The sequence below is a fragment of the Marinobacter sediminicola genome (genome assembly GCF_031157525.1).
Classification (GTDB): Bacteria; Pseudomonadota; Gammaproteobacteria; order Pseudomonadales; family Oleiphilaceae; genus Marinobacter; species Marinobacter sediminicola.
The window spans coordinates 87,535-112,298 of the sequence record NZ_JAVIXR010000002.1 but is presented as its reverse complement, the minus strand read 5'-3'; the positions used below and the strand labels follow the sequence as shown (position 1 = coordinate 112,298).

Below are 24,764 nucleotides of genomic sequence, written 5' to 3'. Positions count from 1 at the left end.
ATGTGGTTAACAAGACCTTTGCAGGAGCGTTCTACCCGTATTTTTTTGGGCGTTCTTTTCGCGGCCCTGGCGATTGTCAGTGTGCTGCATGTGTTCATGCCGCAGGACAGCGCTCTGTATGTAAGCGCCTACACCGTGACGCTGCTGGGCAAATACCTGTGCTACGCGCTGCTGGCGGTGGCGGTGGACTTGGTGTGGGGCTACCTCGGAATCCTCAGCCTGGGCCACGGCGCCTTCTTCGCGCTGGGTGGCTACGCCATGGGCATGTACCTGATGCGCCAGATTGGCGATCGCGGCGTGTATGGCGACCCGATCCTGCCGGATTTCATGGTGTTTCTGAACTGGCAGGAACTGCCCTGGTACTGGCTGGGGTTCGACATGGCCTGGTTCGCCTTCATCATGGTGCTGCTGGCGCCGGGCCTTCTGGCCCTGGTGTTTGGCTTCCTCGCCTTCCGCTCCCGGGTAACCGGGGTGTACCTCTCCATCATCACCCAGGCGCTGACCTTCGCGCTGATGCTGGCCTTCTTCCGCAATGAGATGGGCTTTGGCGGCAACAACGGCCTGACCGATTTCAAAGACATCCTTGGCTTTGATCTGCGCACTGATGCCACCCGGCTTGGCCTGTTCATCGCCACCGGCATTGCACTGGCCATTGGCTATGTGATCTGCCGCGGCATTGTGACCAGCAAACTGGGCCGGGTGAGTGTGGCCTGCCGGGATGCCGAGGCACGCACACGCTTCCTCGGTTATCGGGTGGAGCGGGTGCAGCTGTTCGTGTTCGTGGTCTCCGCCATGCTCGCCGGTGTGGCGGGCGCGCTCTATGTGCCCCAGGTGGGCATTATCAATCCCAGTGAATTCTCGCCGCTGTTCTCTATCGAGATAGTGGTCTGGGTGGCACTGGGTGGGCGTGCCACCTTATATGGCGCCGTTATCGGGGCGATATTGGTGAACTACGGCAAAACCGTGTTCACCGGCATCATGCCAGACGCCTGGCTGTTTGCTCTCGGCGGCCTGTTTGTTCTGGTAACCGTGTTTTTACCCAAAGGCATTGCCGGCCTCTTGTTCAAGCCAGGCAAGTCCCGCGACGCCAGTAACACGCCCTCAGCACAGGAGGCTGCGGCATGAGCATTTTCCAGGAGCTGACTAATCGGGATCAGGTATTTGAATTTCTCACGCCGGCAACATCTCCGGTGGATGTGCGGCACGGCCCCATCCTGTATCTGGAAGACGTGAACGTGAGTTTTGATGGCTTCAAAGCCATCAATAACCTCAACCTCACCATCGACGATGGCGAACTGCGCTGCATCATCGGCCCTAACGGCGCCGGCAAAACCACCATGATGGACATCATTACCGGCAAAACCCGACCAGACACCGGCTCGGTGTGGTTTGGTAGCCGCCACAACCTGCTCACCCTGAGCGAACCAGACATTGCCTCCCTCGGCATTGGTCGCAAATTCCAGAAGCCCACGGTATTTGAAGCGCTGACGGTATTCGAAAACCTGGAACTGGCTATGGCTGCAGACAAGCGAGTGTTCCCGACGCTGACGGCCCTGATGAAACCCGAGTACCGGGAGCGCATCGACGAAGTATTGGAAATGATCGGCTTGAAGGAGCTGCACCACGCTCTCGCCGGCATCCTCTCCCACGGCCAGAAACAGTGGCTGGAGATCGGCATGCTGCTGATGCAGAAGCCGCGCCTGCTGCTGGTGGATGAACCAGTGGCTGGCATGACCGAACAGGAAATGGAACGCACCGCCGAACTGCTCATCAGCCTTGCCGGCAAGCAATCGGTGGTAGTGGTGGAGCACGACATGGGCTTCGTGCGTTCCATCGCCCGCAAAGTGACCGTTCTGCATCAGGGCAGTGTGCTGGCGGAAGGTTCTATGGACCAGGTGTCAAATCACCCGGATGTGATCAAGGTATACCTCGGGGAGGAGGCGTGATGACGACTGAAAGCACGATGCTCAGGATCGACAAGCTCAACCAGTTTTACGGCGAAAGCCACACCCTCTGGGATCTGGAACTGGACGTACCCCAAGGCCAGTGCACGTGTGTAATGGGCCGCAACGGCGTGGGCAAAACCACGCTGATGAAATGCATCATGGGCGAGGAAAGCGTGAAAAGCGGCTCACTCGCGTTCGCCCAGGATGTGGAGCTCACCCAAAGGAAAATCGAAGACCGCTCACGCCTCGGCATTGGCTACGTGCCCCAGGGGCGGCAGATTTTCTCGCTGCTAACCGTGGAAGAAAACCTCCGTACCGGCTTGGCCGTGCGCAAAGACGGTCTTAAAACCATTCCCGAGCGGGTGTATGAGTTGTTTCCGGTGCTGAAAGAAATGCGCCACCGCCGGGGCGGCGACCTTTCCGGCGGCCAGCAGCAACAGCTCGCCATTGGCCGCGCGCTGGTGATTGGCCCCCGCCTGCTGATCCTCGACGAACCGGGCGAAGGCATTCAGCCCAACATCGTTGCCCAGATTGGCGGGGTTATCCGCAAGCTGATTGAGGAAGACGGCCTCACAGTTTTGCTGGTGGAGCAAAAGCTGCCCTTTGCCCGCAAATACGCCGACCGCTTCGCCATTCTCGACCGGGGTCGACGCGTGGCCGAAGGGAAAATTGCATGCCTGACCGATGAACTGATTAAAAAGCACCTGACAGTGTGACGATTTTTCAGCGGGCAGAAGCTTTCAAACAACCGGAGCCTTCCAATCAGCTGGGCCAGGGTTTCCCGAATCTGGGTGACCCGAACACCATTTGATTTGCGTAGCGATAAACGGAGTGAAAGATCATGGAATTGACGCCTAGAGACAAAGATAAACTGATGTTGTTCACAGCGGCACTGCTAGCCGAACGCCGCAAAGCCCGAGGCCTGAAACTGAATTACCCCGAAGCCATCGCCCTGATCAGCGCTGAAATCATGGAAGGTGCAAGAGCAGGGTATTCCGTTGCGGAGCTAATGAGCAGTGGAACGGAGATTCTGACTCGCGAAGACGTAATGGATGGCATCGCAGACATGATCCTGGATGTGCAGGTAGAAGCTACCTTCCCGGATGGCACCAAACTGGTCACCGTCCACAACCCCATTGTTTGAGGAGCGCGCCATGATTCCCGGAGAGTACAAGCTCAAGGACGGCGACATCGAACTCTGCGCTGGTCGCGAGCGCATCACGCTGGACGTAGCCAACACCGGCGATCGCCCGGTTCAGCTTGGATCCCATTACCACTTCGCCGAGGCGAATCCTGCGCTGATTTTTGATCGCGATAAAGCAAAAGGCTACCGGCTGGATGTGGCTGCGGGTACGGCTATCCGCTTCGAGCCCGGCCAGTCGCGGCAGGTCACCCTGGTTCCCTTTGCCGGCCATCGCGAGATCTACGGTTTCCGGGGCGACGTTATGGGCAAGCTGGAGGTGCAGAAATGAGGATCACACGGCAGGCATACGCCGACATGTACGGCCCCACCGTGGGCGACCGCGTGCGGCTGGGCGATACCGAGCTCTGGATTGAGGTCGAGAAGGACCACACCTACTACGGCGACGAAGTAAAATTCGGCGGCGGCAAAGTCATCCGCGATGGCATGGGGCAAAGCCAGCGCGCCGACGATAGCGTGATGGACACCGTCATCACCAACGCCCTGATTCTGGATTGGTGGGGCATTGTTAAAGCCGACGTTGGCCTGCAAAGCGGCCGCATCGCCGCCATCGGCAAAGCCGGCAACCCCGATACCCAGCCAGACGTTACCATCGTGATCGGCCCCGGCACGGAAATCATCGCCGGCGAGGGCAAAATCCTCACCGCCGGTGGTGTGGACCCCCACATCCACTTCATCTGCCCCCAACAGGTAGAAGAAGCCCTGATGAGCGGCATAACCACCATGCTCGGCGGCGGCACCGGCCCGGCCACCGGCACCAACGCCACCACCTGCACACCGGGTGCCTGGCACATGGGCAAAATGCTGCAAGCGGTAGACAGCCTGCCCATGAACATCGGCTTTCTGGGCAAAGGCAACGCCAGCCTGCCCGAAGGCCTTGAAGCGCAAATCAAAGCCGGAGCCATCGGCCTAAAACTGCACGAAGACTGGGGCACCAGCCCGGCCAGCATCGACAACTGCCTGACCGTGGCCGACCAATACGATATCCAGGTGGCCATCCATACCGACACCCTGAACGAATCCGGCTTCGTGGAAGACACACTGGCCGCATTCAAAGGCCGCTGCATCCACACCTTCCACACCGAAGGCGCAGGCGGCGGCCATGCACCTGACATCATTACCGCATGCTCCAAGGATTACGTACTGCCGTCGTCTACCAACCCGACCCGGCCCTACACCGTCAACACCGTGGACGAACACCTCGACATGCTGATGGTGTGCCACCACCTGGACCCCAGCATCCCCGAGGACGTGGCCTTCGCCGACTCCCGCATTCGCCGGGAAACCATCGCCGCCGAAGACATCCTGCACGATATCGGCGTGATCTCCATGATCTCCTCCGACTCCCAGGCCATGGGCCGGGTGGGCGAAGTGGTGTGCCGCACCTGGCAAACCGCCCACAAGATGAAAGTGCAGCGCGGTCTGCTGCCGGAAGATGAAAGCCTGGGCGCCGACAACTTCCGCGCCAAGCGTTACATCGCCAAATACACCATCAACTCCGCCATCACCCACGGGATCGCCCACGAAGTCGGCTCGGTGGAAGTGGGCAAGCTGGCGGATTTAGTGCTGTGGAGCCCCGCGTTCTTTGGCGTGAAACCGGCCACCATCCTCAAAGGCGGCATGATTGCGGCCGCCCCCATGGGTGATCCGAACGCCTCGATCCCCACACCGCAGCCGGTGCACTATCGCCCCATGTTCGGTGCCTTCGGCAAAGCCGCCAGTGCCACCCGCCTGACCTTTGTAAGCCAGGCCGCGCTGGATGCAGGTATTGGCAAAGAACTGGGCTTGGACAGCCCGCTGGCGGCCTGCAAGAACGTGCGGCAGGTGCGCAAGAGCGATATGAAACTGAACGACGCCTGCCCGCACATCACCGTAGACCCGCAAACCTACGAAGTGCATGCAGACGGCGAACTGCTTACCTGTGAGCCCGCCGCTGAACTGCCGCTGGCTCAGCGTTATCACCTTTTCTGAGCCGGAAACCGGAGAACCTTATGCTGGAACTGAATGAACGGATCACCAACGTGGGAACTTCGGAAATCCACGATAACCTGGTCCGGCCTTATGAATTTCGTAGTTGGATTCGCATTCCGCCCGATCACGCTTTGGAGGAACTGGCGGAGCGCCTTACACGAAACCCAATAACCGCGGCTTTTGAGAAGCTGAAGACTCAACACTGATTACAAAAAAAATTGAGAGCGCACCATGAAGCATTGTTTGAGAGTTGGAGTCGGCGGCCGGGTAGGCTCCGGCAAAACCGCCCTGTTGCGCCAATTGTGCAAGGCCCTGAAAGATCACTACGGCCTAGCGGTGGTTACCAACGATATCTACACAAGAGAAGACGCCGACTTCCTGCTAAAACACGACGCTCTGCAAAGCTTGCTGAAACAGCCTGACGGCCCGGTAAACAGACCCTATTGAAAACCTGGAGAAACACCATGAAAGCAATCGCCCGAGTACTGATGGCCACCGGCCTGATGGTTACCGCCACGGCCGCATCAGCGCACGCCGGCCACGACGCAGGCAGCGGCTTCGCGAGCGGTCTGCTACACCCCATGCAGGGCCTGGACCACCTGTTGGCTATGGCCTCAATTGGTTTCTGGAGCGTGCGCCAGTCCTCCACACTAAAAAACAGCACACCCCTGTTTGTAATTGGCGGGATGATCCTTGGTGCAGGCATCGCCTGGGGCGGCTTTAGTCTGCCTGGTTTGGAAGCAGGCATTGCACTCTCCGTGCTACTGGCGGGTATTCTGATTGCTACCATGGCTAAGCCACCGACGGTTGTGGGCGGAACACTGGTTGCGGCCTTCATGGTGTTTCATGGCTTTGCCCATGCTACCGAAATGCCGGCAGGGGCTGCGTTGGTGGCTTATCTGGCTGGATTCTCTATTGCCACGCTGGCGCTTACGTTTGTAGGCCGGGGGCTTGGTGCTTTGATGCAGAGAACGGATTACCGGTTTGCCCGAGTGCTGGGTGGAGTGGTTGCTGCTACTGGAGCATTGCTGGCTGCTGCGTGAGAACTTTGGTTTAGAAAATAGAGTCAAAACATGGAGCTGTGAGGGAACACGACATCGCTCTTTAGCATCTAAAATGCAGGCAGTGATGAGCAAGATGATCTATTCTAGTCGACGAACTCCAGTCGCGTCAGAGTCGCACAGCAAGCATTTACAGGGAAGGGTTGTTATTGATGGGCAAAAAACTATTTATTAGTTATTCGCATAAAGATGAAACCCACCGTGAGGATTTCGAAGATCACCTTTCTGTTTTAAAAAGACGAGGGGTTGTGGACGTATGGCATGACAGGCGGATTGTTCCAGGTTCTGAATGGAAGGGAGAGATTGATCGTAATCTAGAGGAAGCTGATATTGTCGTGTTGTTGATCAGTCCGAGCTTTCTGGCATCAGATTATTGTTTCGATGTAGAGCTTAAGCGAGCCATGGAAAGGAAGGATGACGGAGTCGCTGAAATAATCGCCATTCTCGTAAGACCATGTGACTGGAGCGATTGTGAGTTCTCAAAGTACCAAGCAGTGCCGAAAGACGCAAAACCAATAACAACTTGGAGCGATCCTGACAGCGCTTGGTTAGACGTTGTAAATGGCTTAAAAAGCCATATCGAAAATTTCGAGCCGAAGTTCATAGAGGAAGATGTTCCTAGCATAGCGGGTAGTGTAGGAGTAAGTGTTTCATTTAAAACATGGTTAGATGACACAGAGATCGCACTTACTCACAGGAAGGTCGATACGGTTTCTCTGGCAGACATTTTTGTGATGCCGGACATTGAGCTTGATGAATCTTCTGATTCAGAAATTGTTTCTATAAAAAGTATTGATTCGGTTATTAAAAATTCTGGCTTCTATCTGTTGTCTGGAGAAGAACAGCAAGGTAAGACCTCTATTTTAAAGCGATTGTGTTCAAGGTTTTATGACGATGGTTTTGTACCTGTATATTTGAACGCAATTGATATAAAAAAATCAGATTTGATTGAGGTTATTAGTAAGTCTTTAAGTTGGCAATATGAGAGTTTTTCGTATTGCGATTTAATCGATTCTGGTAAGTCGATTATTTTAATAGATAATATTGATGAAATTGGGTTGAATAGCAAGTACGCAGGTAGGCTTATAGAAGAGTTAAACTCTTTGTTTGGGTTCGTAATTATGACTTGCCATAGCTCATTTAGCTATGTTCAAGGTGAGATTAGGGGTCTTCATGACTATGTGCATGGTGAGGTTCTATCATTAGGGAACAAAAAGCGGGAAGAGCTTGTAAGGAAGTGGGTAGCGCTTGGTCAAGAAGAAAGTATAGATGATTTCTCTTTGTATTCAGAGTGTGATGAGCTCAAAGCCAGATTAGATACGGTTATTAAAAAAAATATTGTTCCTCCGAGACCAATATATATATTGATGCTTCTTCAGATGTTTGAAGCGAATAGTCAGCTAAATCTTGATCTTACATCATATGGCCACTGCTATCAGCAGTTGATATACCAAGCCTTTGATAAGGCCGGTATCAAGAAGGTTGAGTTTGATAAGTATATAAATATATTAACCGAGTTTTCGTGGGAAGTGTTTCAGAAAGATGGCGGGTTAGACGAAGCGAGGGTGGAATATTTCGTTGATTCTTACTCGAAAAGATTTTTGTCGGTAGATTTTGTCGATGCTTTTTCAAGATTACGATCAAACTCTATTTTAACAGATCGTGACCAATTTTTATCTTTTAAGTATCCTTATCTTTACTATTTTTTTGTTGGAAAGAAGATTGCGGAGTCATACTCGGAAGTTAGTGAGGTTAAGCGTTCTGTTGAGGCTTTATTAAGAAATTTACACAGAGAAGATTATGCAAATATTTTGATATTTATCTCTCATCATACTAAGGATTCTTGGGTTCTTGATGAAATTAAGTCAACGTTGCGTGAACTTTTTGATGCCCATGTGCCTACATCACTTGAGCGCGGTCAGTTGGCCTTTATGAATGATTTTATGAGGAAAATACCTGAGCTGGTCATAGAGCAAAGAGAGATTCAAAAAGAGCGAGATGATCATAATGAAAATCTTGATAGACTGGAGCGCAGTGAGGAAGTTCAGCAAGGTGAGCCACATGACTTACTTGGAAATATTAACAAGGCGTTTAAAGGCATTGAAATAGCAGGTCAGATTATTAGAAATCGTCACGCCACCCTTACGAGGTCATCATTATTTGAATTGGCTGATTGTGGTGTTAGTACTGGGCTTCGTTTTTTAAAATACTTTATTGAGATTTCCGATTCCGCAAAAAACGAAATTATAAAAATGATCGCTGTGCATCTTTCGGAATCACCTGGTATTTCAGATCGTGAGATTGAAAAGCAGGCGGAAAATGCATATTTACATTTAACGTATGGAGTAATAAATTCCGTCGTTCGAAAGGTTGCCGGATCCATAGGTTCAAAAGAAGCGCTTGAGATTTATTTTCTTCTGGAAAAGGAAAAGCAGACCCCAGCGTTTACGCTTATAAGGCAGTCAATTGAACTCCAGTTTAATAAGTCGCTAGATATTAAATCTCTTTCTAAAAGTTTGTCGTATCTGCATGACAACCCAGTTGGAGTGCGAATTTTAAAAGAGATGGTTGTTCAGCATATTTATATGTTTCCAGTGGATTATAAAGAGAAGCAAAAACTCTCCTCGAAGTTAGGAATTTCTATACAGGGGCAACGATTCTTAGACCAACATAAGCTTGGCAAGGGTTGAAAAGTGCCGAACCATAACGAACACCGGGACAGTTCTATTTTCTGATGCTTTGCGGAGGATCTGATTTGAACAGCGGCCGATGGTTTTTGGCGATGCTGCTGATCGGAAAAGACGGCGGGATCAAAAGCTGCGAATCCAGCCTCAACCTCAACGCAGTTTTCCGCCGGATCGATGCCATGCCGATGCGCATTCGTGAGATGCGCACCGATTGAGCTAATTGCCAGCGCCTGCCTTAATGAATCTTTAGCAGTGCATCTTCGATGTCGCTGCTGTCTTCTGGGCGGACGACCCGAGCTATTTCTTCACCATCCTTCAAAAAAATCAGGGTCGGCCAGAGCTTAACGCCAAACGTCCGCCCCAATCTGCGGCCTTTGCCATCCTCAACCTTTACGTGCGGAACGTCTGGGTGATTGTCCATTGCCGCCTTGATGTCCGCCTGAGCACCCTGGCAGATCCCGCACCAGTTGGTGCCGAATTCGATCACCATTGGGCCCGTGCTCTGGTCCAGCTCATCACGGCTCAGGGTTTCGGGTGTATATCGGCTGGTGTACGACATGGTGCCTCCTTGTTGGGCTATCCATCTGGAAAATAAATCTGTCCCGGTTTTCTCTATTCCTTGAGCCGGACAAGTAACCGGCCATCCTTAACCTGAGTATAATCCACACCCGCTGCAAAGGACTGCCAGAATCCCGGATTGCCGCCGGGTGTTCCCAGCCCTCAACAATTTCAAATGCTAGGGCAAATGGTGGGTAATCGACATTGGCGGCAACAATATACGGCTGATTGCTTTCATTGAGCGATCTGTGTCCCGCCAGTTCTGATCAGCCATTGAAGGGAGAAATGAATTGAACCAAAAAGGATTACTCACCGCATGGAACGACGCCAAGGGTTTTGGCTTCATTACTCCTGAGGGCGGTGGTGAGCGGGTCTTTGCTCATATCAGCACATATGCTGGCCGGGGGCGGCCCGTTTCAGATCGCAAGGTAGCCTATACTATCGCGAAGGATAGTCAGGGCCGGCCGAGAGCAGGGCGGTTTCAGTACGCTGGAGCGGCAAAGGTTGGCGCCAGCATTGCTCGGGGAGTCTGGGTGGCCGCGGCGGTTGTTCTAGTGTTCTTCACCATTCTGGCGGGTCTGTTCCATCGAGGTAATTTGCCGGTCTCTATCCTGGCTGCCTATGGCGGGGTGAGCCTGGTGTTGTTTGTGATGTACTGGATCGATAAACGCGCGGCGCAGCGGGGTGGGCAGCGTACGGCTGAGAACACGCTGCACCTCTTTGAGCTATGCTGCGGCTGGCCCGGAGCGCTTATGGCTCAGCAAGTTTTTCGGCACAAAACACGAAAGGGGAGCTATCAGTTCGTTTTCTGGCTGGCGGTTCTCGCTAATCTGGGCGCTCTTGGCTGGCTGCTTGTCGCGCCGGAAGCGGCCGCTTTGCGGCAGCAATTAGACTTTGATTTGTTGAATTATTTGCGGAGCCTCAAGTGATTAACCCCAGTTGTTACAGCTGCCGGAAAAAGTTTGAGCCATCTGAGCTCCGGGTCTCTTACTCGAAAAACTACTGTGAGGGCTGCGGCGTCGGGCTGTTTGGTGAGGATTATTTCAGTTTCACCGCTAAGCCCGCGCCAACTATCCGGAAGAACCTGGCTGTCCATTTTGCAGTGCTTCTTGTCGGGGGGGCTGGCTTGTTGTTGTGGTTTCTGACGTCTTGAGAACCGGCGCTTTGTGCCACGTCGAGCGATCCATCCAGGGGTCGCGCAGGCCAATATGACCGATGCCGGGTAATTTGACGGCCAAAGCTAGGGGGTCAATGCCAATGTTGAGGCCGAGAATGTTCAGTTCAACACCTTCCCGGATACTCGCCATAAGGCCGAAATAACCATTGAGGGAGAACTGGTAGCCCGAACCGCTGGGCGCTTTCGCAAATACTCCGTCAGCGAGATAGTCTTTTCCGATAGCAATATTGGGCAGTGCAACATCCAGTTCGGGTACCTGCCGGATTATCCAGGCTACGAAGGTATTGCTGTTGGGCCCGGGCCAGGCTTTGTATTCTTTCGGGAAGGGGTAGGTGTCGATAGCTTTTCGGATATTGATGATGGCGGCGTCTGCTTTCTCACCACGGAAATCTGCCAGCAACATCGGCGGGTTGCCGTACCAGGCGGTATCCGGCTCGCCGGGGCGGGACCGCACCTTCTTGTGACCCCAGCCAGTGACATCGTGAACCTCGTAAGTAGATGCCCCGCCCACCTTGGTCGCAATCCAGGTATGGACCGCAAAATTGCCGCGCCAGTTATACGCTCGGGCACCATAAACCTGCACAATGGCCTCTTCAGTCTCGCCAGGAAGCGGCGCAATGCCTGCACTGGAGCGATCGGTGTCCCGCCAGTTCTGGCCAGACTGACTGCTGCAGGCCGCAATCAGCGCGGGGCCTGCCAGCAGAACCAACAAAAATATTGTGGTCCTGATCAGCCATTGAAGGGGTTTAATCATTCCAGGGGTGCCTCGGGCTGTATGCATTGGTTGGTGGTAAAAAACCAATTTGTATATTCCGCAGGTGCTGCTGGCATTATATACAAGGAGTCGTCACAGATTATGTCCCTTCCTGACCTGCCAGCACCATGCTTTCAAAAAGGTATAGATGTAAATGAGTGAATCCAAGCAGAAAATTGCGTTGTTTATTGATGCGGATAATGCACCAGCGAGCAAGTTTGAAGCCGTTCTGAGTGAGGTTGCGAAATCGATACACGAAACTATGGCTACAAAAATCTGAGCAGTCTCATTAAGGCAATAGATTTGTTTGAGCTAAAGCGTGGGCCGGGAAATTCCTATTTGGTAAAAGATGTGCGAAAGAAGAAGGGCGCATAACACAGTGCTGCTTCTGGCGTTGGCATTCCTTCCATGCCAGTTAGTCCAAGAGCAAGGAAAAATTGATGCCAAGACAGGTCAGAGCTTAACGCCAAACGTCCGCCCCAATCTCAAGATTGATAGAACCGCCGAATAGCATCCAGCAACTGGTCGACATCCTGGCGGTTCACATCCAGGTGCGTCACGAAGCGAATGGGGTTGCCTGCCGTGATCAGGATGTTCTGTTCAATCAGGTAGTCACGCAGTTGCGCAGCTCTGTCGGACCGGCAGCGGGCGTAGACGATATTGGTCTGGGTGCTTGCGGGGTTGATTTCCAGCTGCGGGATTCCGGCCAGTCCGGCGCTGAGGTATTCGGCGTTTTGGTGGTCTTTAAACAGCCGTTGTGGTCCTTGTTCCAGAGCAATTCGACCGGCAGCGGCCAGAATGCCGGCTTGGCGCATGCCACCACCCACCATTTTACGCAGCCGTGTTGCTCGCTCAATAAAGGCTTTTGAACCCAGCAGCAACGAACCAACAGGCGCGCCCAGACCTTTTGAGAGGCAGACACTGACCGAATCATAGTGTTGGGTTATCTCGGTGACATCACAGTTGGATTTCACCGCTGCATTGAACACCCGGGCGCCGTCCAGGTGCAGCATTAAATTGTGGTCGTCGCAAAAGGCGCGAGCCTGGCGCTGGTAATTCAGTGACAGCACTTTGCCACCAATGGTGTTTTCCAGTGAGAGCAGGCGGGTAGACGCGAAGTGGACGTCGTCGGCCTTTATGGCAGCTCTCGCTTTTTCAAGGTTGATGCTGCCGTCGGGCTCGTTTTCGATGGGTTGCGGTTGAACGCTGCCAAGCACGGCAGCGCCACCGCCTTCATAACGATAGTTGTGCGCAGACTGACCGCAAAGGTATTCATCGCCCCGGCCACAATGGCTCATGATCGCGATCAGATTGGCCTGGGTGCCGGTGGCGGTAAACAGCGCTGATTCAAAGCCCAACCGGTCGGCAGCGAAGGTCTGCAAGCTGTTAACGGTGGGGTCGTCACCGTAAACGTCGTCGCCCACCTCGGCGCTCGCCATGGCTTCGCGCATTTCAGCGGTAGGGCGGGTAACGGTATCGCTACGGAAATCGCTCATGAGGGCGTCTTTGTTACGGTTTGGGTGACGACGGGAAAGCGCGGATTGTTTCGCCATCCGGGGTGCTCAGCAGCAATTCGCCGTGATCGCCAAAGCGCGCCTGGTTCACATTCATGAGCAGCTTCAAAAAAGATTCTTCCTGATTCATCAGCGCCGGCGGGCAAGCCATACGGGTAGATGCCATGTTATCGCCAACAGACAATGTGGATCCATTGAGTTGGTATTCGCCGCTGTAACGATTGCAGGATGAGCTACCGCCCACCCGATTGTCTTCCATGAATACAATGCTGACACGGGAGCTGTCGATAATGCCGTTGCCGCCAATGTCCTCAACAATCCACTCGCCGCCATTTATAAGGTTTTCAGTAGTCACATTGTTATCTGTGGCCTCTGGTGTATTTGCGCAGGCGCTTAGAAAAATCGCGGTGCTGACTGCACCAGCGGCTAGAAGTTTATTTAATTTCATTAGATTACCCTGTCTCTGGATGAGCTTGATGGCTTCATAATATCGCGTTGGCCAAGCTTATGGTGGTTTCTTGCCAAACCGTCATAAGCGGTCTTGTTTCAGACCCCTCGTGTGAATACGTTCAGGCGCACAGTATATCGCTAGACGCTTTGTTTTTTTGACACCCCATAACCACTGCGCTAGTTTCAAGATTCTATAGAACAGGCAGCATTTTCATGGGCGATTCACCTAAATCACAACTGGATGCTGAAAGAGAAAAGAACCGGTTGCTGTCTGACATCGTTAACGCAATACCAGAGCCTATCCTGGCCAAAGACTGGGATGGCAACTTTGTTTTCGTCAATGATTTCGTCGCCAAACTCTATGGCACCACCCCAGAAGAAATGATTGGTAAAGAAGACTCCTTTTTTACAGGTAATAAGGAGCAGGGCAGGTTTTTCAAAGAGAATGTCCAGAGCGTAATGCGACGCTTCAAGCCTGAAACAGTTTACGAAGATTCTACCGATAACAATACGGGCAAAATTCGCCACTTCCAGTCTCTAAAAATCCCTTTCAAAAACAGTCTCGGCGAGTTGAATATTGCTGTTATCGCCCGCGACATCACCGAAATAACCGAGTTAAAGAACCTGGCTGAATTTAACGCCAAGCGTCTGGAGCATGTCCTGGCCGTTTCCCGGGAAGGCATGTGGGACTGGAACACACGAACCAATAATGTGTTGTTCAATAAAGGTTGGGAGGAAATCACAGGCGTTTACCGGTCCGCAGCGTCGTTTTCGGATTTTATGGACCGCGTTATGGAGGAAGACCAGCAACGTGTTGCCGATGCGCTTCAGGCGTTGTTGGAAAACAATACCCCCTATGATATTGAGTTCCGGTTTAAGCGGCCTGATGGCAAAGTGATATGGCTTTGGGATCGGGGCGACATTGTACAATGCGATGAAGACGGTAAACCGGAGTTGCTGGCAGGCATTATCCAAGACGTTACTCAGCAGAAAATTGATCAATCCAAAATTGAGTCACTGGCTTTTTACGACCCCCTGACCAAGCTTCCGAATCGCGCCCTATTGAGCGACCGGCTAGGTCTCGCGCTTGATCGCTGCAAACGCTCCGGAAAATGCGGCGCAGTGTTTTTTGTGGATCTGGATAACTTCAAGAGTCTCAATGACACCTATGGTCACCAAGCCGGTGACGATTTGCTGGTGGTCTTGGGGGCTCGGCTTAATTCTCTGGTGCGTGGCGACGATACCGTTGCCAGATTTGGCGGCGATGAGTTCGTTGTTGTTCTCAGTGATCTGGATGCCGATCCGCAAAAAGCGGCGGTTAAAGCAAAGTTGATTGCTCAGGATGTCCGCACAGCCATAGGTAAAAAAGTCAGTATAAAACTGAACAATAATCGCCCTCCCATTGAATACGCTGTGACGGCAAGCATCGGGATCACCATTTTTGAGCCTGGCTTGAAAATGGCCACTGAGTTGCTCCAGCTTGCTGACTTGGCGTTGTACCAGGCAAAGAGCAAGGGGCGTGATGATTTTGCCGTATTTGATCCGGTCATTCAGGATGAAATTGATAGAACGGCACGCCTGGAAAAGGAGTTGCGGCACTCGTTGGTTCAAGGTGATTTTGTTTTGCACTACCAGCCTCAGTACGATCCAGGCCAGAATCTGGTATCTGCGGAGGCACTGATTCGTTGGGACCATCCTGAGCGTGGCCTGCTCCGCCCGAGCGAGTTTATCGCTGTAGTGGAAGGGTCGAACCTGATTTCTCCGATGGGTGAATGGGTGTTGGCTGAAGCCTGCAAACAGCTAAAGGAGTGGGAATCCGATTCGCGATATCAACATTTGCGCGTATCAATTAACACCAGTGCCAAGCAGGTTTGGTCTGGGGATTTCGTGGCGAATGTGAAAAGGATTGTTTCAGAGTTTGGTGTTGATCGCTCCAAGCTTACGCTGGAAATTACCGAGACGGTTTTGCTGGGTGACACCAACGAAATTATAGAAAAGCTCAATGAGTTGGTTGCGTTCGGGTTGTCGTTTTCTTTGGACGATTTTGGAACGGGCTATTCATCGCTGAGTTATTTGAAACATCTCCCGATCAATGAAATCAAGGTTGACCACTCTTTTACGGGCGACTTGCTTAACAATGAAATGGATTTGGTTATGGTGAAATCCATCATTGATTTAGGCAAGAATTTTGGCATTAGTGTTGTGGCTGAAGGCGTGGAAAAAGAGTCCCATCTGGATGTTCTCCAAGGGCTCGGGTGTGATCTCTATCAAGGGTACTATTTCAGTCATCCTGTCCCAGTTTCAGAGTTTATAGCCCTTGTTGATGGTGAAGTGCCAAGCCCTGACGCCAGTTCCGCAAACTAGTCGCTGAAGTCAGCGCCGCTGCTGGTTATAATGGCGTACTTTTGACCAACGCAGAGAACCCTATGCCCATCGAAAAGAACCAAGTGGTCCTGTTCCACTACAACGTTAGTGATGAACAAGGCAATGCTGTTGAAAGCTCGCGCGGCGGCGAGCCAAATGCCTACCTGCATGGCCACGGTGGTGTTATCCGAGGTTTGGAAGAAGCTATGGAGGGGCGCGAGGCTGGCGATACCTTCAGCGTTACCCTCGCTCCGGAAAAAGCTTACGGGCCGCGTAAAGCTGATGCCATTCAACGCGTACCCGTCAAGCATTTGATGGGAGCCAAACGCTGGAAGAAGGGCATGGTCGCCCAGGTGCAAACAGAGCACGGCCGCCGTCATGTGGTTGTCGCCAAGGTCGGCCTCAAATTTGCCGATGTGGACACGAACCATCCGATGGCGGGCAAAACCCTCACCTTTGATATCGAAATCATTGAAGTTCGCGCTGCTGATCCGGAAGAGTTAGCACATGGCCATGCACATGGCCCCGGCGGTCATCATTGACGGTTCGGACAGCCGTGCATCCAGTCCTCGTGTTTTTGCTCTTTGCGGTGTTTGCGAGCCCCGGCTACGCACAGATCTATAAGTGGGTGGACGAAGACGGGAAGGTTCACTTCAGTGATCGAAAAGACCACCGCATTGAGCAGGAAGAGGTCAGGGTTAAGCCAGGCGCGTCGAAATGGGCGCGCTATGAGATCGACATTAAAGCTGTAGATGTTGAACTGACAGGTGAGGAACATCAGCAGATTGCTGATGGCGTGAATAATGTTTACGAGTTTTTTGATCGTGTCATGTCCTTTGATATGTACAGGACGGTGCCAGTCAATATTCTGATTTTCAGGGGTAAGGCTGAATATCAGAACTATCTGATTGGTAATAATAGAGGCAGCTCCATTGCTTCGTACGGACTGTATATACCCTCCGAACACCAGATTGTTGTTTATATTCGGGAACACCGGAGCCTTACCTTTAAAACGATCAAGCACGAGGTAAGCCACGCGGTTGTCGATTCGATCATTCCCTATGCGCCTGCCTGGTTAAACGAAGGGCTCGCTGAGCAGATGGAAATGTTGGAACGAGATGAATCGGGTTTGTATTTTGAGCGACACCCGGATAACCAGTGGGTTGTCGCTCGAGCCCGTGAGCAGGGCCGTTTGGCGGAGATCGATCAGTTTTTGAAATTACCAAGTGACAAATGGCGGCATTCAGATTCGTCTGGAAGTGGCAGTCTGAGGGCTCAGTCGGGCCAGTTTGTCTGTTTCTTGCTCTCGACACCGACCAGACGCAACTTTGTGGTGCGGCTGATGCACAACTTCAACAGGGGGGATCGCACACTCTCGTATTACCTTGTGGATGATAACTACCTTGGTGGTGTAACCATGCTGGGTTCGGACTGGAACCGCTGGTTGTTCGATCAAGGTGGCGGAGTTATCCGACTTTAATGAATGCTCCTTTCAAACTGCGGCCTTACCAGCAGGAAGCCGTGGACGCCACCTTGAGGCACTTTCGAAAATCCGATGAATCCGCCGTTATTGTGCTGCCAACCGGTGCGGGTAAGAGCCTGGTTATCGCTGAATTGGCCCGCCTTGCCCGACGCAAAATTCTGGTTCTGACCCACGTAAAAGAACTGGTGGAGCAGAATCACGCCAAATACCAGAGCTATGGGCTTACGGGCGGCATCTTCTCAGCCGGGCTCAAGCGCAAGGAAAACCTGCATCAGGTCACCTTCGCCAGTGTGCAGTCCGTATCGGCCAATCTGGATCAGTTCAGAGATGAATACTCACTGATCATCATCGATGAGTGCCATCGGGTTAGCGATGATGACAGCAGTCAGTACCAAACAATTATCGACCTGCTACGGCAGCAGAACACCTCCCTTAAAGTACTCGGCCTGACCGCCACACCCTATCGTTTGGCCATGGGCTGGATCTATCGCTATCACTACCGGGGCTTTGTTCGTAGTGAGCAGGATAAGCCCTTTGTGCACTGCATCTACGAACTGCCGCTGAGCTATATGATTAACCGGGGGTATCTCACTAAACCCGAGTTGGTCGATGCAGCGGTAACACAATACGATTTCTCCACCTTGTCTCAGAACCGCTTTGGCGAGTACACCGAAAAAGACGTTAACCAACTGTTGAGCAAACACCAGCGTGTAACCCGGGCCATTATCGAGCAGGTGGTGGAGCTGGCGGTTGAGCGCAAGGCGGTGATGATCTTTGCGGCAACCGTGGATCATGCGAAGGAGATCACAGGCTATCTGCCAGTTCACCAAACGGCGTTGATTACCGGCACTACCGACCAGAATGAGCGGGATTCCCTGATTCAGGGTTTCAAGCAGCAGCAATTAAAGTATCTGGTGAATGTATCTGTTCTCACCACCGGCTTTGATGCCCCCCACGTGGATTTTATCGCCATTCTTCGCCCTACCCAGTCGGTGAGTTTGTATCAGCAGATCGTAGGTCGTGGTCTTCGTCTGGATGAAGGCAAACAGGATTGCATGGTGATCGATTACGCCGGCAATAATGTGAATCTCCATCACCCGGAAGTGGGGGAGAAGAAACCGAACCCCGATAGCGAGCCGGTGCAGGTATTTTGCCCGGGCTGCGGGTTTGCCAATGTCTTCTGGGGTAAAACAGACAGTGACGGCCATGTGATCGAGCATTACGGTCGCCGTTGTCAGGGGCTGCTGGAACCTGTGGAAGAGGATGAGCCTGGAGCGCGGAACGGACGCCCGGAACAGTGCGATTACCGTTTCCGTTTCAAGGAATGCCCACATTGCAATGCTGAGAATGATATCGCTGCCCGTAATTGCCACCAGTGTAAAAAGGCCATTATTGACCCGGACGATCAGCTAAAAGATGCTCTGAAACTGAAAGATGCCATGGTGATCCGTTGCGCCGGCATCACCCTGAGTGGCACGGGCAGCAAACTGAAAATCACCTATCACAGCGAAGACGGTGAAGAACTCAGCGAGTCGTTTGATTTCAGCAAACCGGCGCAACGTAACGTCTTCAACAAACTATTTGGCCGGCGTTTAGCGAATAGCCAAGCTCCGCGCGCGTTTGGCAGGATTGATGAGGTGCTTGAGATGCAGGCTTTGATGCCTGCGCCGGATTTTGTTATTGCCCGTAAACAGAAGCATTACTGGCACGTGCAGGAGCGGATCTTTGATTATCAGGGTAATTATCGTAAGGCCTATGAAACGTAAAGCCTGCGGGTTTGCATACCTGTCGCAGTTTCAGGCTCTATGATGTTAAGTTGAATAACTCATCATCTGGAATTTAGCTATGAACGGATTGCGTACCTTCCTGCTGGCATTGCTCTTCTGCTCGGGTGCTGCTTTCGCTGAAAATACGCTGAAAGTGCGAGTGACGGATTTCCCACCCAATTACCACCTGGATTCCCAAGGTCGTTGGACAGGGTACAGTGTGGAGATTGCATCGAGAATCATCGAGCGAGCCGGCTACCGCCCGGTTTTTTTAGATCAGCCCTGGGAACGTGGTTTGAGATCGATGCAAATTGGTACGTTGCACTACATGACGAATATGTCCAAAACTCCGGAGCGCTCTGAATATATAGAATGGATTGGTCCGGTGTATCTGGATGAGATGGTTCTTGTTGTTAGCAAGGATAATAAAAACCTGCCTATTACGTCACTGGATGACCTGGTCAAGGAAAGCCGGGCGCGGGGCATGAAGTATGGGTATCAATCGGGTGTCTTCTATTCACACGAGTTCGAGACTCGGATGAAAAACGATCCAGAGTTTGCTGATAGCTTTGAGGCGGTCAGTAAGGGGGAACTCAATTATCTTAAAGTAGCCAATGGGCGGATACTGGGCTTTTTCGAATCAAGAATCGCAACGGCATACCAGATTCGGCACCTCCCGGCATACCGGCGTCTCGCCATACACCCTTTTGCCCTCAGCGGCTCGGAACTTTATCACGGCATCAGCCGGGCGGGTGTTGATGACAGTACGCTGGCGCAGCTTAGAGAGGCGCACAGACAACTCGAAAGTGAGGGTGAAATTCAGAAAATCATTGAACAATACTATTAGATACGCCCGCAGGGGTTGGAAAGGTGATAAGTGATGATTAGTACCAAGATATATAAATCCGTTTACAGCCTAGCGGAAAAGCTTATGGAGGCTGACCAAAACGATGATGCTGCGACTTTTGATGCGCTCTATGCAGAGCTGAAATCTGTCTGCATCGATAACGAAAATACCGACAAAGACCACCCGGAACAATGGGAAACGCTTGCCGATTTTACAGAAGACTTGGAAGAGGCTTTGGCAGGCTACGACAAGGCTATGGAAAAAGCCGTGGCAATCAATGCAAAAGATCATATGTCGTCGATCGCATTTTCCATGGCCACCTTGCAGGTTGAATTGGGCCAAACGGATGCCGCCATCAAAAACCTCCAAGCGGCAAAAGTTAACGCGAATAAAATTGATGATAAGGAACTTAAAGCAGACATAGATGAGCTGCTTGAAACGCTCCAGGTTGACGAATAGCTAAAGTAGGCCGGATTTGATCATGTCGAAGGTATCCAGAATCCGCGCCACAAACTGATCTTTCGGGCGAAAGCTGCTTTGGGTGCTGAGGGTGACGTCCCGCTGCAGGTGATCCAGTAACTTATGCAGGCGCCGACGATGCAAGCCGACCGCCGCTTGTACTGGATCGAAGATGACACCGGATAGGGCCGCAAACGCCGCCAGTGCGGCCATAACAGCGATCATAACGCTGGCCGTTGTCGCCAGCGTAGGCTCCGGCGGAAACCAGCTGTAATACCACCCACCGATTGTCTCGCCCAAAATGAAGTCTTTGGCGGCCAGGGTTTTTGCCAGCATGGAAGCGAGCACCACCCCGAGCCCAATGCCACCTGGCGTAAACTTCTGGAATGCGAACGCGCCCAGCACCGTGCAGGAAATGCTGTTGGTGATATCGGCAGACGCTGTTCGGGTTATCAGGTACTGGCTGAGAGCGTCCGCGACCAGCGGTTCAGCCAATTTGCTAAACCGCTGATGATCGACTGGCCCAGAAGCATGGCGCTCATAGACAGTCTCCAACGCCTCAATCAAATGGCTCTCCAGCAAGGGAGCGTCCTGACCATCATTCAGTAGATCTACCAGAATAAGGTGCGAGATGTGCTGCTGTACCCGGGTGGTAAAACCTGCGGGAACACGGTTTGCCAACCCGTGCAGCCACATCAGGCCTGTGCGTTTGGGGGTCAGGATTTTTATCAGGCATGCCAGGGCGTAGACTGGCGCCCACAGTAGATTTATCGGGGCCCGCAACATGTCCCATCCCAGCGCCATCCGGTTGGTTTCCAGGGCACCGGGGTAGTGGAAGTGGCGGTCAATAAACGCCGGCACCCGTGCCCGGCAGCCGTCGAAGTAACGCTCGATGCCTGAGCGAATGGCCTGTTCTATCTCAGCTTCGGAGATGGTTGGCTCGGTCGATGTGGCGGTGGGCATAGTGATAGGCGTATCTACAGGCAAGTGAGTGTGTGGCGCATTGAATCGAAAATCGCACATTCCCGAATGATAAAGGAAAAGGTACGCTGAGGTTCCATAAAGCGGGCATCCCTTCCAATCTTCAAGGCGGCATTGTTTATGTTAGGCACATTTAGCTTGGTGACCCCAACCGAGATTCTGTTCGGGCGTGGTTTCATCGCTCAGTTGAACGACAGGGCAGCAAAACTGGGTTCGCGAGCATTGATTGTGCACGGCAAAAACCCGGGCAGGCTCTCGGCAGTGTTCGAGTCATTCACGTCTATCGATATCGTACAGACTCTGACCATTGAAAAAGAGCCTGACTTGAACACGCTTACTGCCGCCGTTGAACAGGGTAAATCACTCGGGGTCGATCTGGTACTTGGCATTGGTGGTGGCTCGGTTATGGATTCAGCAAAGGTGCTTGCAGCCATGCTGCCAAGCCACACGGAGCTGTTGAGCCATCTTGAGGTGGTAGGGAGCGGGCTGCCGTTATCTGCCAAGCGCCTGCCGTTGATACTGGTGCCAACCACCTCGGGCACCGGTGCAGAGGTAACTCGAAATGCGGTTATCGACGTGGTTAAGGCCCAGCGTAAGGTGAGCTTGAGGGATAACCAGTTGTTTCCGGATCTGGCGCTGGTCGACCCGGCGCTCACCGATAATTGCCCCAAACAAGTCAGCCTCTACTCAGGTTTGGATGCGGTTACTCAGGTCATCGAGCCCTATCTCTCGTCGCGATCAAACCTGTTCACAGATATGTTGTGTAAAGAAGCTATCCCCAAGGGGCTTCATGCTTTGAAACAGTTGATGGAAGGGGAGTCCAAGGACGCTCGTGATGCTTTGGCGCAGGTAAGCCTCTTTGGTGGGCTCGCTCTTGCGAACTCCGGGTTGGGAGTTGTGCATGGCATTGCCGGCCCGCTAGGCAGTTTGTGCGGTGCGCCCCACGGAGCCATCTGCGGTGCTCTATTGCCTGCAGGTATTGCAGCAAACCGGGATAACGTAGTCGAGGCTGGGCATAAAGCTCGTATCGATGATGTAATTCGTTGGATTGCTGAAGTGTTTGAGGTGCCGGAAAGCCAGGCTCTAAAGCGTTTTCGTGAATGGATTGTTCAGAATGGTTTGCCAGGACTGGCTTCAATTGGTGTAACAGAAGAGCACATAGTTGCAGCGACACAAGCTGCCGTTGGGGCTTCCTCCATGAAGGCCAATCCTGTTGTGCTATCAACGGCAACTATCGAGAATGTGCTGCGCCAGTCGCTTTAAGTAGCGCTAACTAAATTTATTTGTTGATACCTTGAAACCGCTTGTGCAATTCATGAATGGCAGCAGCCTGCTCTGCAAATGGCCCCTCAACCTGTGCGTCGGGCACTACGCTAGTGATGGGTAGAGTTGCCACAGGTGGTAACGGCGCTTGCATGTCTTGCAGCCAGGCGACCAGCTGCTTGGAGGAGCTGGCGTAAACAATACGGCCAAGGCCAACCCAGCCATGTGCAGCGGCACACATTGGGCAGTGTTCGCCTGAGGTATAGACGGTTGATGCTGCGCGCTCACCCGGCGTCATGTTCGCTGCGGCCCAGCGGGCGATTGCAAACTCCGGGTGCTGAGTGCTGTCACCCCCCACTGTCAGATTGTGGCCTTCGTATCTTACTGCGCCGCTCTCATCCACAAGCACTGAACCAAACGGCGGGTTGCCGGTCTCCAGCGCCTTGGTGGCCAATTCAACGCAGCGATCCAGGTGTTTCATAGCATTATCATCAGTCATACTTGCTCCACTACAGTCAGGTGGCCTGTTCCTCTCGCTTGGGTTTTATAGTCTCATCACGGGCTGGGTGTTTACCATTCCATCTGGCACCAGTTATCTGACGTTTTCTTTTTCGGGATATTTTATGGCAAAGCCTACCGAAGCCCGGCAGCGGGCGATACTTGAACGGCTTGATAAGTTCAGCCGTTTTACTGACAGCAGCATTGGCATTCCGTTTACTCGATTCCAGATTGGGGCTGAGGCCATTATTGGTCTGGTGCCGGTGGTGGGAGACGCGGCAGGCTTAGTTTTGTCAGGCTATGTTTTGGTCGAAGCTCAGCGGGCTGGAGCCAGCAAGGATGTGAAGCGATGTATCCTGCGAAATATGGGTATCGATTTCGTTGGTGGGCTTGTCCCGGTGGTGGGGGATGCCTTTGATGCCATTTATAAGGCCAATACTCGCAATACGCGTTTACTGAGAAACTATCTGGAGGAGCAACTCTCTGTGGAGCCGCCCCCGCCGCCCTTTCCATGGAAAACCTTAGTCGGGCTGTCCATCCTGTTTGGAATAATTACCGCTGGCTTGGTGTTCGCTTTTTGAGCCATCTGCGGTGCTGAGTTTTATCGCCGCCTGCAACCTGATTGTGATCTTCTCTAATTGCGAGGCAATTAGCTAGCAGGCGACCAAAGGCCTTGTAGCTGCCCCAGCAATGAAGATCCTACGCCTTGGTCCCCCAGGAAACCCATAATAATTGGAACAAACTGCTGAATCATGGCGCTGTCCATACCCAGAGCTGAGAAGGCCGATTGCACCCCGTCCATGGATGAAATACCAGAGAGCAAACCTTGGCTTATGTCGCCTGCCCCAAGCAAGCTGGATAGCCCCGGCGCTTTGTTTGTGAGAGTGCTTATGGCATCGCTGCCCAGATCGTTTTTCGCCAGTTGCAGTAAGGCACTGGTGCCGCCAACTGCTTGAGTTTCAGTGACGCCGAGCTGACTTTCTAACAGTCCGAGCAGTTGCTGTGCTTCACCACTGACTTCGCTGGTGGAGGACAGAGCCTGAGTGCCAGTGGAAATGGTGTCGTTCAGGCTGAAAGCACCAGCAGTCGGTGCTAGCAGGTAGATGCTGGAAACAAAAAGGAACTTCTTGAGAATATCGTTCATTGTCAGGTCCTGTGCAGTAGGGGCGCCAAGTATCTACCTCTATATTGGGGAGCTTCGGCAAAATAAAAGTGCCGCAGCCAGAGACAGGTCAAACTTCACGGCGCAGCTGATTTTCCGCTAGATCTGCCGTTTTGCATAATGCAAACTTACAGCCCTTAATCCATGCAGCAGGAGACCGATAATGTCTGAATTATCACTCAAAGAACAACTAAGTACCGCAGTAAAAGACGCAATGCGAAATAAGGATAAAACTCGGCTCGTCACACTGCGTATGGCCCAGGCTGCGATTAAACAGATCGAAATTGATGAGCGCCGCGACCTGAATGACGACGACGTTTTGAAGGTGCTGGATAAGATGCTCAAGCAACGCCGCGACTCCGCCAGTCAGTACGATAACGCTGGCCGTACGGAACTGGGCGATATCGAGCGCGCGGAAATGGTGATCATCGAAGAATTCATGCCGGTTGCACTGACTGAGGATGAGCTGGATAAGCTGATCCAGGAGGCAATCAGCTCGACCGGTGCCAAAGGCATGCAGGACATGGGCTCAGTGATGGGTGCGCTGCGCCCTCAGGTGGTTGGCCGTGTTGATATGGGCCATCTGGGGAAAAAGGTGAGGGCGGCGCTGGCGGCTTAACTT

Annotated in this window: 29 protein-coding genes and 1 pseudogene; 23 read left to right on the top strand and 7 right to left on the bottom strand. The window is 52.6% G+C overall.

Annotated features, from left to right (window positions below; all coding sequences use genetic code 11):
- The 11 genes and pseudogenes from urtC (at nucleotide 1) to RG807_RS03170 (ending at nucleotide 9,081) form a co-directional block, all read left to right on the top strand.
- Nucleotides 1-1,125, top strand: a complete 1,125-nt coding sequence (gene urtC / locus RG807_RS03220) for an urea ABC transporter permease subunit UrtC (RefSeq protein WP_309043590.1) — start codon at nucleotides 1-3, stop codon at nucleotides 1,123-1,125.
- Nucleotides 1,122-1,946, top strand: coding sequence for an urea ABC transporter ATP-binding protein UrtD (urtD, locus tag RG807_RS03215; protein ID WP_309043589.1), 825 nt, complete (start codon nucleotides 1,122-1,124; stop codon nucleotides 1,944-1,946). Before urtC ends, urtD begins: the two co-directional genes overlap by 4 nt.
- A 17-nt stretch (nucleotides 1,947-1,963) precedes the next feature.
- A complete protein-coding gene (gene urtE, locus RG807_RS03210) occupies nucleotides 1,964-2,662 on the top strand; it encodes an urea ABC transporter ATP-binding subunit UrtE (RefSeq protein ID WP_309043897.1) in 699 nt (232 codons plus the stop codon).
- 125 nt (nucleotides 2,663-2,787) lie between these two features.
- On the top strand, nucleotides 2,788-3,090 hold the full coding sequence (locus tag RG807_RS03205; protein WP_309043588.1) for an urease subunit gamma: 303 nt from the start codon (nucleotides 2,788-2,790) through the stop codon (nucleotides 3,088-3,090).
- A 10-nt stretch (nucleotides 3,091-3,100) separates the two neighbouring features.
- Nucleotides 3,101-3,418 (top strand): urease subunit beta, encoded by a 318-nt coding sequence (locus tag RG807_RS03200; protein ID WP_309043896.1) that lies wholly within the window; start codon nucleotides 3,101-3,103, stop codon nucleotides 3,416-3,418.
- A complete protein-coding gene (gene ureC / locus RG807_RS03195; RefSeq protein WP_309043587.1) occupies nucleotides 3,415-5,118 on the top strand; it encodes an urease subunit alpha in 1,704 nt (567 codons plus the stop codon). Before RG807_RS03200 ends, ureC begins: the two co-directional genes overlap by 4 nt.
- A gap of 20 nt (nucleotides 5,119-5,138) precedes the next feature.
- Complete coding sequence (locus tag RG807_RS03190; protein ID WP_309043586.1) at nucleotides 5,139-5,324, top strand: hypothetical protein; 186 nt, start codon at nucleotides 5,139-5,141, stop codon at nucleotides 5,322-5,324.
- Nucleotides 5,325-5,349: 25 nt separating this feature from the next.
- Nucleotides 5,350-5,517 (top strand): annotated as a pseudogene (locus tag RG807_RS03185) (GTP-binding protein); the annotation flags it as partial.
- Between the two features lie 65 nt (nucleotides 5,518-5,582).
- Nucleotides 5,583-6,161 (top strand): HupE/UreJ family protein, encoded by a 579-nt coding sequence (locus tag RG807_RS03180; RefSeq protein ID WP_309043585.1) that lies wholly within the window; start codon nucleotides 5,583-5,585, stop codon nucleotides 6,159-6,161.
- Nucleotides 6,162-6,331: 170 nt separating this feature from the next.
- Entirely contained in the window at nucleotides 6,332-8,869 is a 2,538-nt protein-coding gene (locus RG807_RS03175; protein ID WP_309043584.1) for a toll/interleukin-1 receptor domain-containing protein, read from the top strand.
- Between the two features lie 65 nt (nucleotides 8,870-8,934).
- A complete protein-coding gene (locus RG807_RS03170; RefSeq protein WP_309043583.1) occupies nucleotides 8,935-9,081 on the top strand; it encodes a DUF4174 domain-containing protein in 147 nt (48 codons plus the stop codon).
- 20 nt (nucleotides 9,082-9,101) lie between these two features.
- Here the strand turns inward: RG807_RS03170 and RG807_RS03165 are convergent, their stop codons facing one another.
- A complete protein-coding gene (locus RG807_RS03165; RefSeq protein ID WP_309043582.1) occupies nucleotides 9,102-9,425 on the bottom strand; it encodes a thioredoxin family protein in 324 nt (107 codons plus the stop codon).
- A 289-nt stretch (nucleotides 9,426-9,714) separates the two neighbouring features.
- On the opposite strand from RG807_RS03165, the gene RG807_RS03160 reads away from it, so the two are divergent.
- A complete protein-coding gene (locus tag RG807_RS03160; protein ID WP_309043581.1) occupies nucleotides 9,715-10,353 on the top strand; it encodes a DUF1294 domain-containing protein in 639 nt (212 codons plus the stop codon).
- A gap of 141 nt (nucleotides 10,354-10,494) precedes the next feature.
- Here RG807_RS03160 and RG807_RS03155 read toward each other — a convergent pair whose 3' ends face one another.
- Nucleotides 10,495-11,355, bottom strand: a complete 861-nt coding sequence (locus RG807_RS03155; protein WP_309043580.1) for a DUF3750 domain-containing protein — start codon at nucleotides 11,353-11,355, stop codon at nucleotides 10,495-10,497.
- 154 nt (nucleotides 11,356-11,509) lie between these two features.
- On the opposite strand from RG807_RS03155, the gene RG807_RS03150 reads away from it, so the two are divergent.
- Both RG807_RS03150 and RG807_RS17715 read left to right on the top strand, forming a co-directional pair.
- Nucleotides 11,510-11,635, top strand: a complete 126-nt coding sequence (locus RG807_RS03150; RefSeq protein WP_309043579.1) for a PIN domain-containing protein — start codon at nucleotides 11,510-11,512, stop codon at nucleotides 11,633-11,635.
- Nucleotides 11,602-11,730, top strand: coding sequence for an OST-HTH/LOTUS domain-containing protein (locus RG807_RS17715; RefSeq protein ID WP_353962119.1), 129 nt, complete (start codon nucleotides 11,602-11,604; stop codon nucleotides 11,728-11,730). The genes RG807_RS03150 and RG807_RS17715 overlap by 34 nt, the downstream gene beginning before the upstream one ends.
- Nucleotides 11,731-11,840: 110 nt before the next feature.
- Here the strand turns inward: RG807_RS17715 and ltaE are convergent, their stop codons facing one another.
- Both ltaE and RG807_RS03140 read right to left on the bottom strand, forming a co-directional pair.
- Complete coding sequence (gene ltaE, locus RG807_RS03145; protein ID WP_309043895.1) at nucleotides 11,841-12,851, bottom strand: low-specificity L-threonine aldolase; 1,011 nt, start codon at nucleotides 12,849-12,851, stop codon at nucleotides 11,841-11,843.
- Nucleotides 12,852-12,864: 13 nt separating this feature from the next.
- Nucleotides 12,865-13,317 carry an META domain-containing protein gene (locus RG807_RS03140; RefSeq protein ID WP_309043578.1) on the bottom strand — a complete coding sequence of 151 codons (453 nt, stop codon included), beginning with the start codon at nucleotides 13,315-13,317 and terminating at the stop codon, nucleotides 12,865-12,867.
- A 215-nt stretch (nucleotides 13,318-13,532) separates the two neighbouring features.
- Here RG807_RS03140 and RG807_RS03135 point away from each other — a divergent pair, with 215 nt between their 5' ends.
- The 6 genes from RG807_RS03135 to RG807_RS03110 all read left to right on the top strand — a co-directional run bounded on the left by RG807_RS03135 (nucleotide 13,533) and on the right by RG807_RS03110 (nucleotide 20,238).
- Nucleotides 13,533-15,683: an EAL domain-containing protein gene (locus RG807_RS03135; RefSeq protein WP_309043577.1), complete on the top strand. Its 2,151-nt coding sequence runs from the start codon at nucleotides 13,533-13,535 to the stop codon at nucleotides 15,681-15,683.
- 62 nt (nucleotides 15,684-15,745) lie between these two features.
- Complete coding sequence (locus RG807_RS03130) at nucleotides 15,746-16,225, top strand: FKBP-type peptidyl-prolyl cis-trans isomerase (protein ID WP_309043576.1); 480 nt, start codon at nucleotides 15,746-15,748, stop codon at nucleotides 16,223-16,225.
- A complete protein-coding gene (locus tag RG807_RS03125) occupies nucleotides 16,222-17,163 on the top strand; it encodes a DUF4124 domain-containing protein (RefSeq protein WP_309043575.1) in 942 nt (313 codons plus the stop codon). Before RG807_RS03130 ends, RG807_RS03125 begins: the two co-directional genes overlap by 4 nt.
- Nucleotides 17,163-18,932, top strand: a complete 1,770-nt coding sequence (gene radD, locus RG807_RS03120; RefSeq protein ID WP_309043574.1) for a DNA repair helicase RadD — start codon at nucleotides 17,163-17,165, stop codon at nucleotides 18,930-18,932. The genes RG807_RS03125 and radD overlap by 1 nt, the downstream gene beginning before the upstream one ends.
- A gap of 79 nt (nucleotides 18,933-19,011) precedes the next feature.
- Nucleotides 19,012-19,779, top strand: a complete 768-nt coding sequence (locus RG807_RS03115; RefSeq protein ID WP_298448806.1) for a substrate-binding periplasmic protein — start codon at nucleotides 19,012-19,014, stop codon at nucleotides 19,777-19,779.
- Nucleotides 19,780-19,863: 84 nt separating this feature from the next.
- A complete protein-coding gene (locus tag RG807_RS03110) occupies nucleotides 19,864-20,238 on the top strand; it encodes a tetratricopeptide repeat protein (protein WP_309043573.1) in 375 nt (124 codons plus the stop codon).
- Here the strand turns inward: RG807_RS03110 and RG807_RS03105 are convergent, their stop codons facing one another.
- Nucleotides 20,239-21,261 (bottom strand): DUF6635 family protein, encoded by a 1,023-nt coding sequence (locus tag RG807_RS03105; protein WP_309043572.1) that lies wholly within the window; start codon nucleotides 21,259-21,261, stop codon nucleotides 20,239-20,241.
- Nucleotides 21,262-21,339: 78 nt separating this feature from the next.
- On the opposite strand from RG807_RS03105, the gene RG807_RS03100 reads away from it, so the two are divergent.
- Entirely contained in the window at nucleotides 21,340-22,482 is a 1,143-nt protein-coding gene (locus RG807_RS03100; protein WP_309043571.1) for an iron-containing alcohol dehydrogenase, read from the top strand.
- 16 nt (nucleotides 22,483-22,498) lie between these two features.
- On the opposite strand, the gene RG807_RS03095 is transcribed toward RG807_RS03100, so the two are convergent.
- Nucleotides 22,499-22,981 (bottom strand): nucleoside deaminase, encoded by a 483-nt coding sequence (locus RG807_RS03095; RefSeq protein ID WP_309043570.1) that lies wholly within the window; start codon nucleotides 22,979-22,981, stop codon nucleotides 22,499-22,501.
- 124 nt (nucleotides 22,982-23,105) lie between these two features.
- Between RG807_RS03095 and RG807_RS03090 the strand changes: the two genes are divergently transcribed.
- A complete protein-coding gene (locus tag RG807_RS03090; protein WP_309043569.1) occupies nucleotides 23,106-23,561 on the top strand; it encodes a DUF4112 domain-containing protein in 456 nt (151 codons plus the stop codon).
- 68 nt (nucleotides 23,562-23,629) lie between these two features.
- Here RG807_RS03090 and RG807_RS03085 read toward each other — a convergent pair whose 3' ends face one another.
- A complete protein-coding gene (locus tag RG807_RS03085; protein WP_309043568.1) occupies nucleotides 23,630-24,124 on the bottom strand; it encodes a DUF2780 domain-containing protein in 495 nt (164 codons plus the stop codon).
- Nucleotides 24,125-24,305: 181 nt separating this feature from the next.
- Here RG807_RS03085 and RG807_RS03080 point away from each other — a divergent pair, with 181 nt between their 5' ends.
- Nucleotides 24,306-24,761: a GatB/YqeY domain-containing protein gene (locus RG807_RS03080; protein WP_309043567.1), complete on the top strand. Its 456-nt coding sequence runs from the start codon at nucleotides 24,306-24,308 to the stop codon at nucleotides 24,759-24,761.
- Nucleotides 24,762-24,764 lie beyond the last annotated feature (3 nt).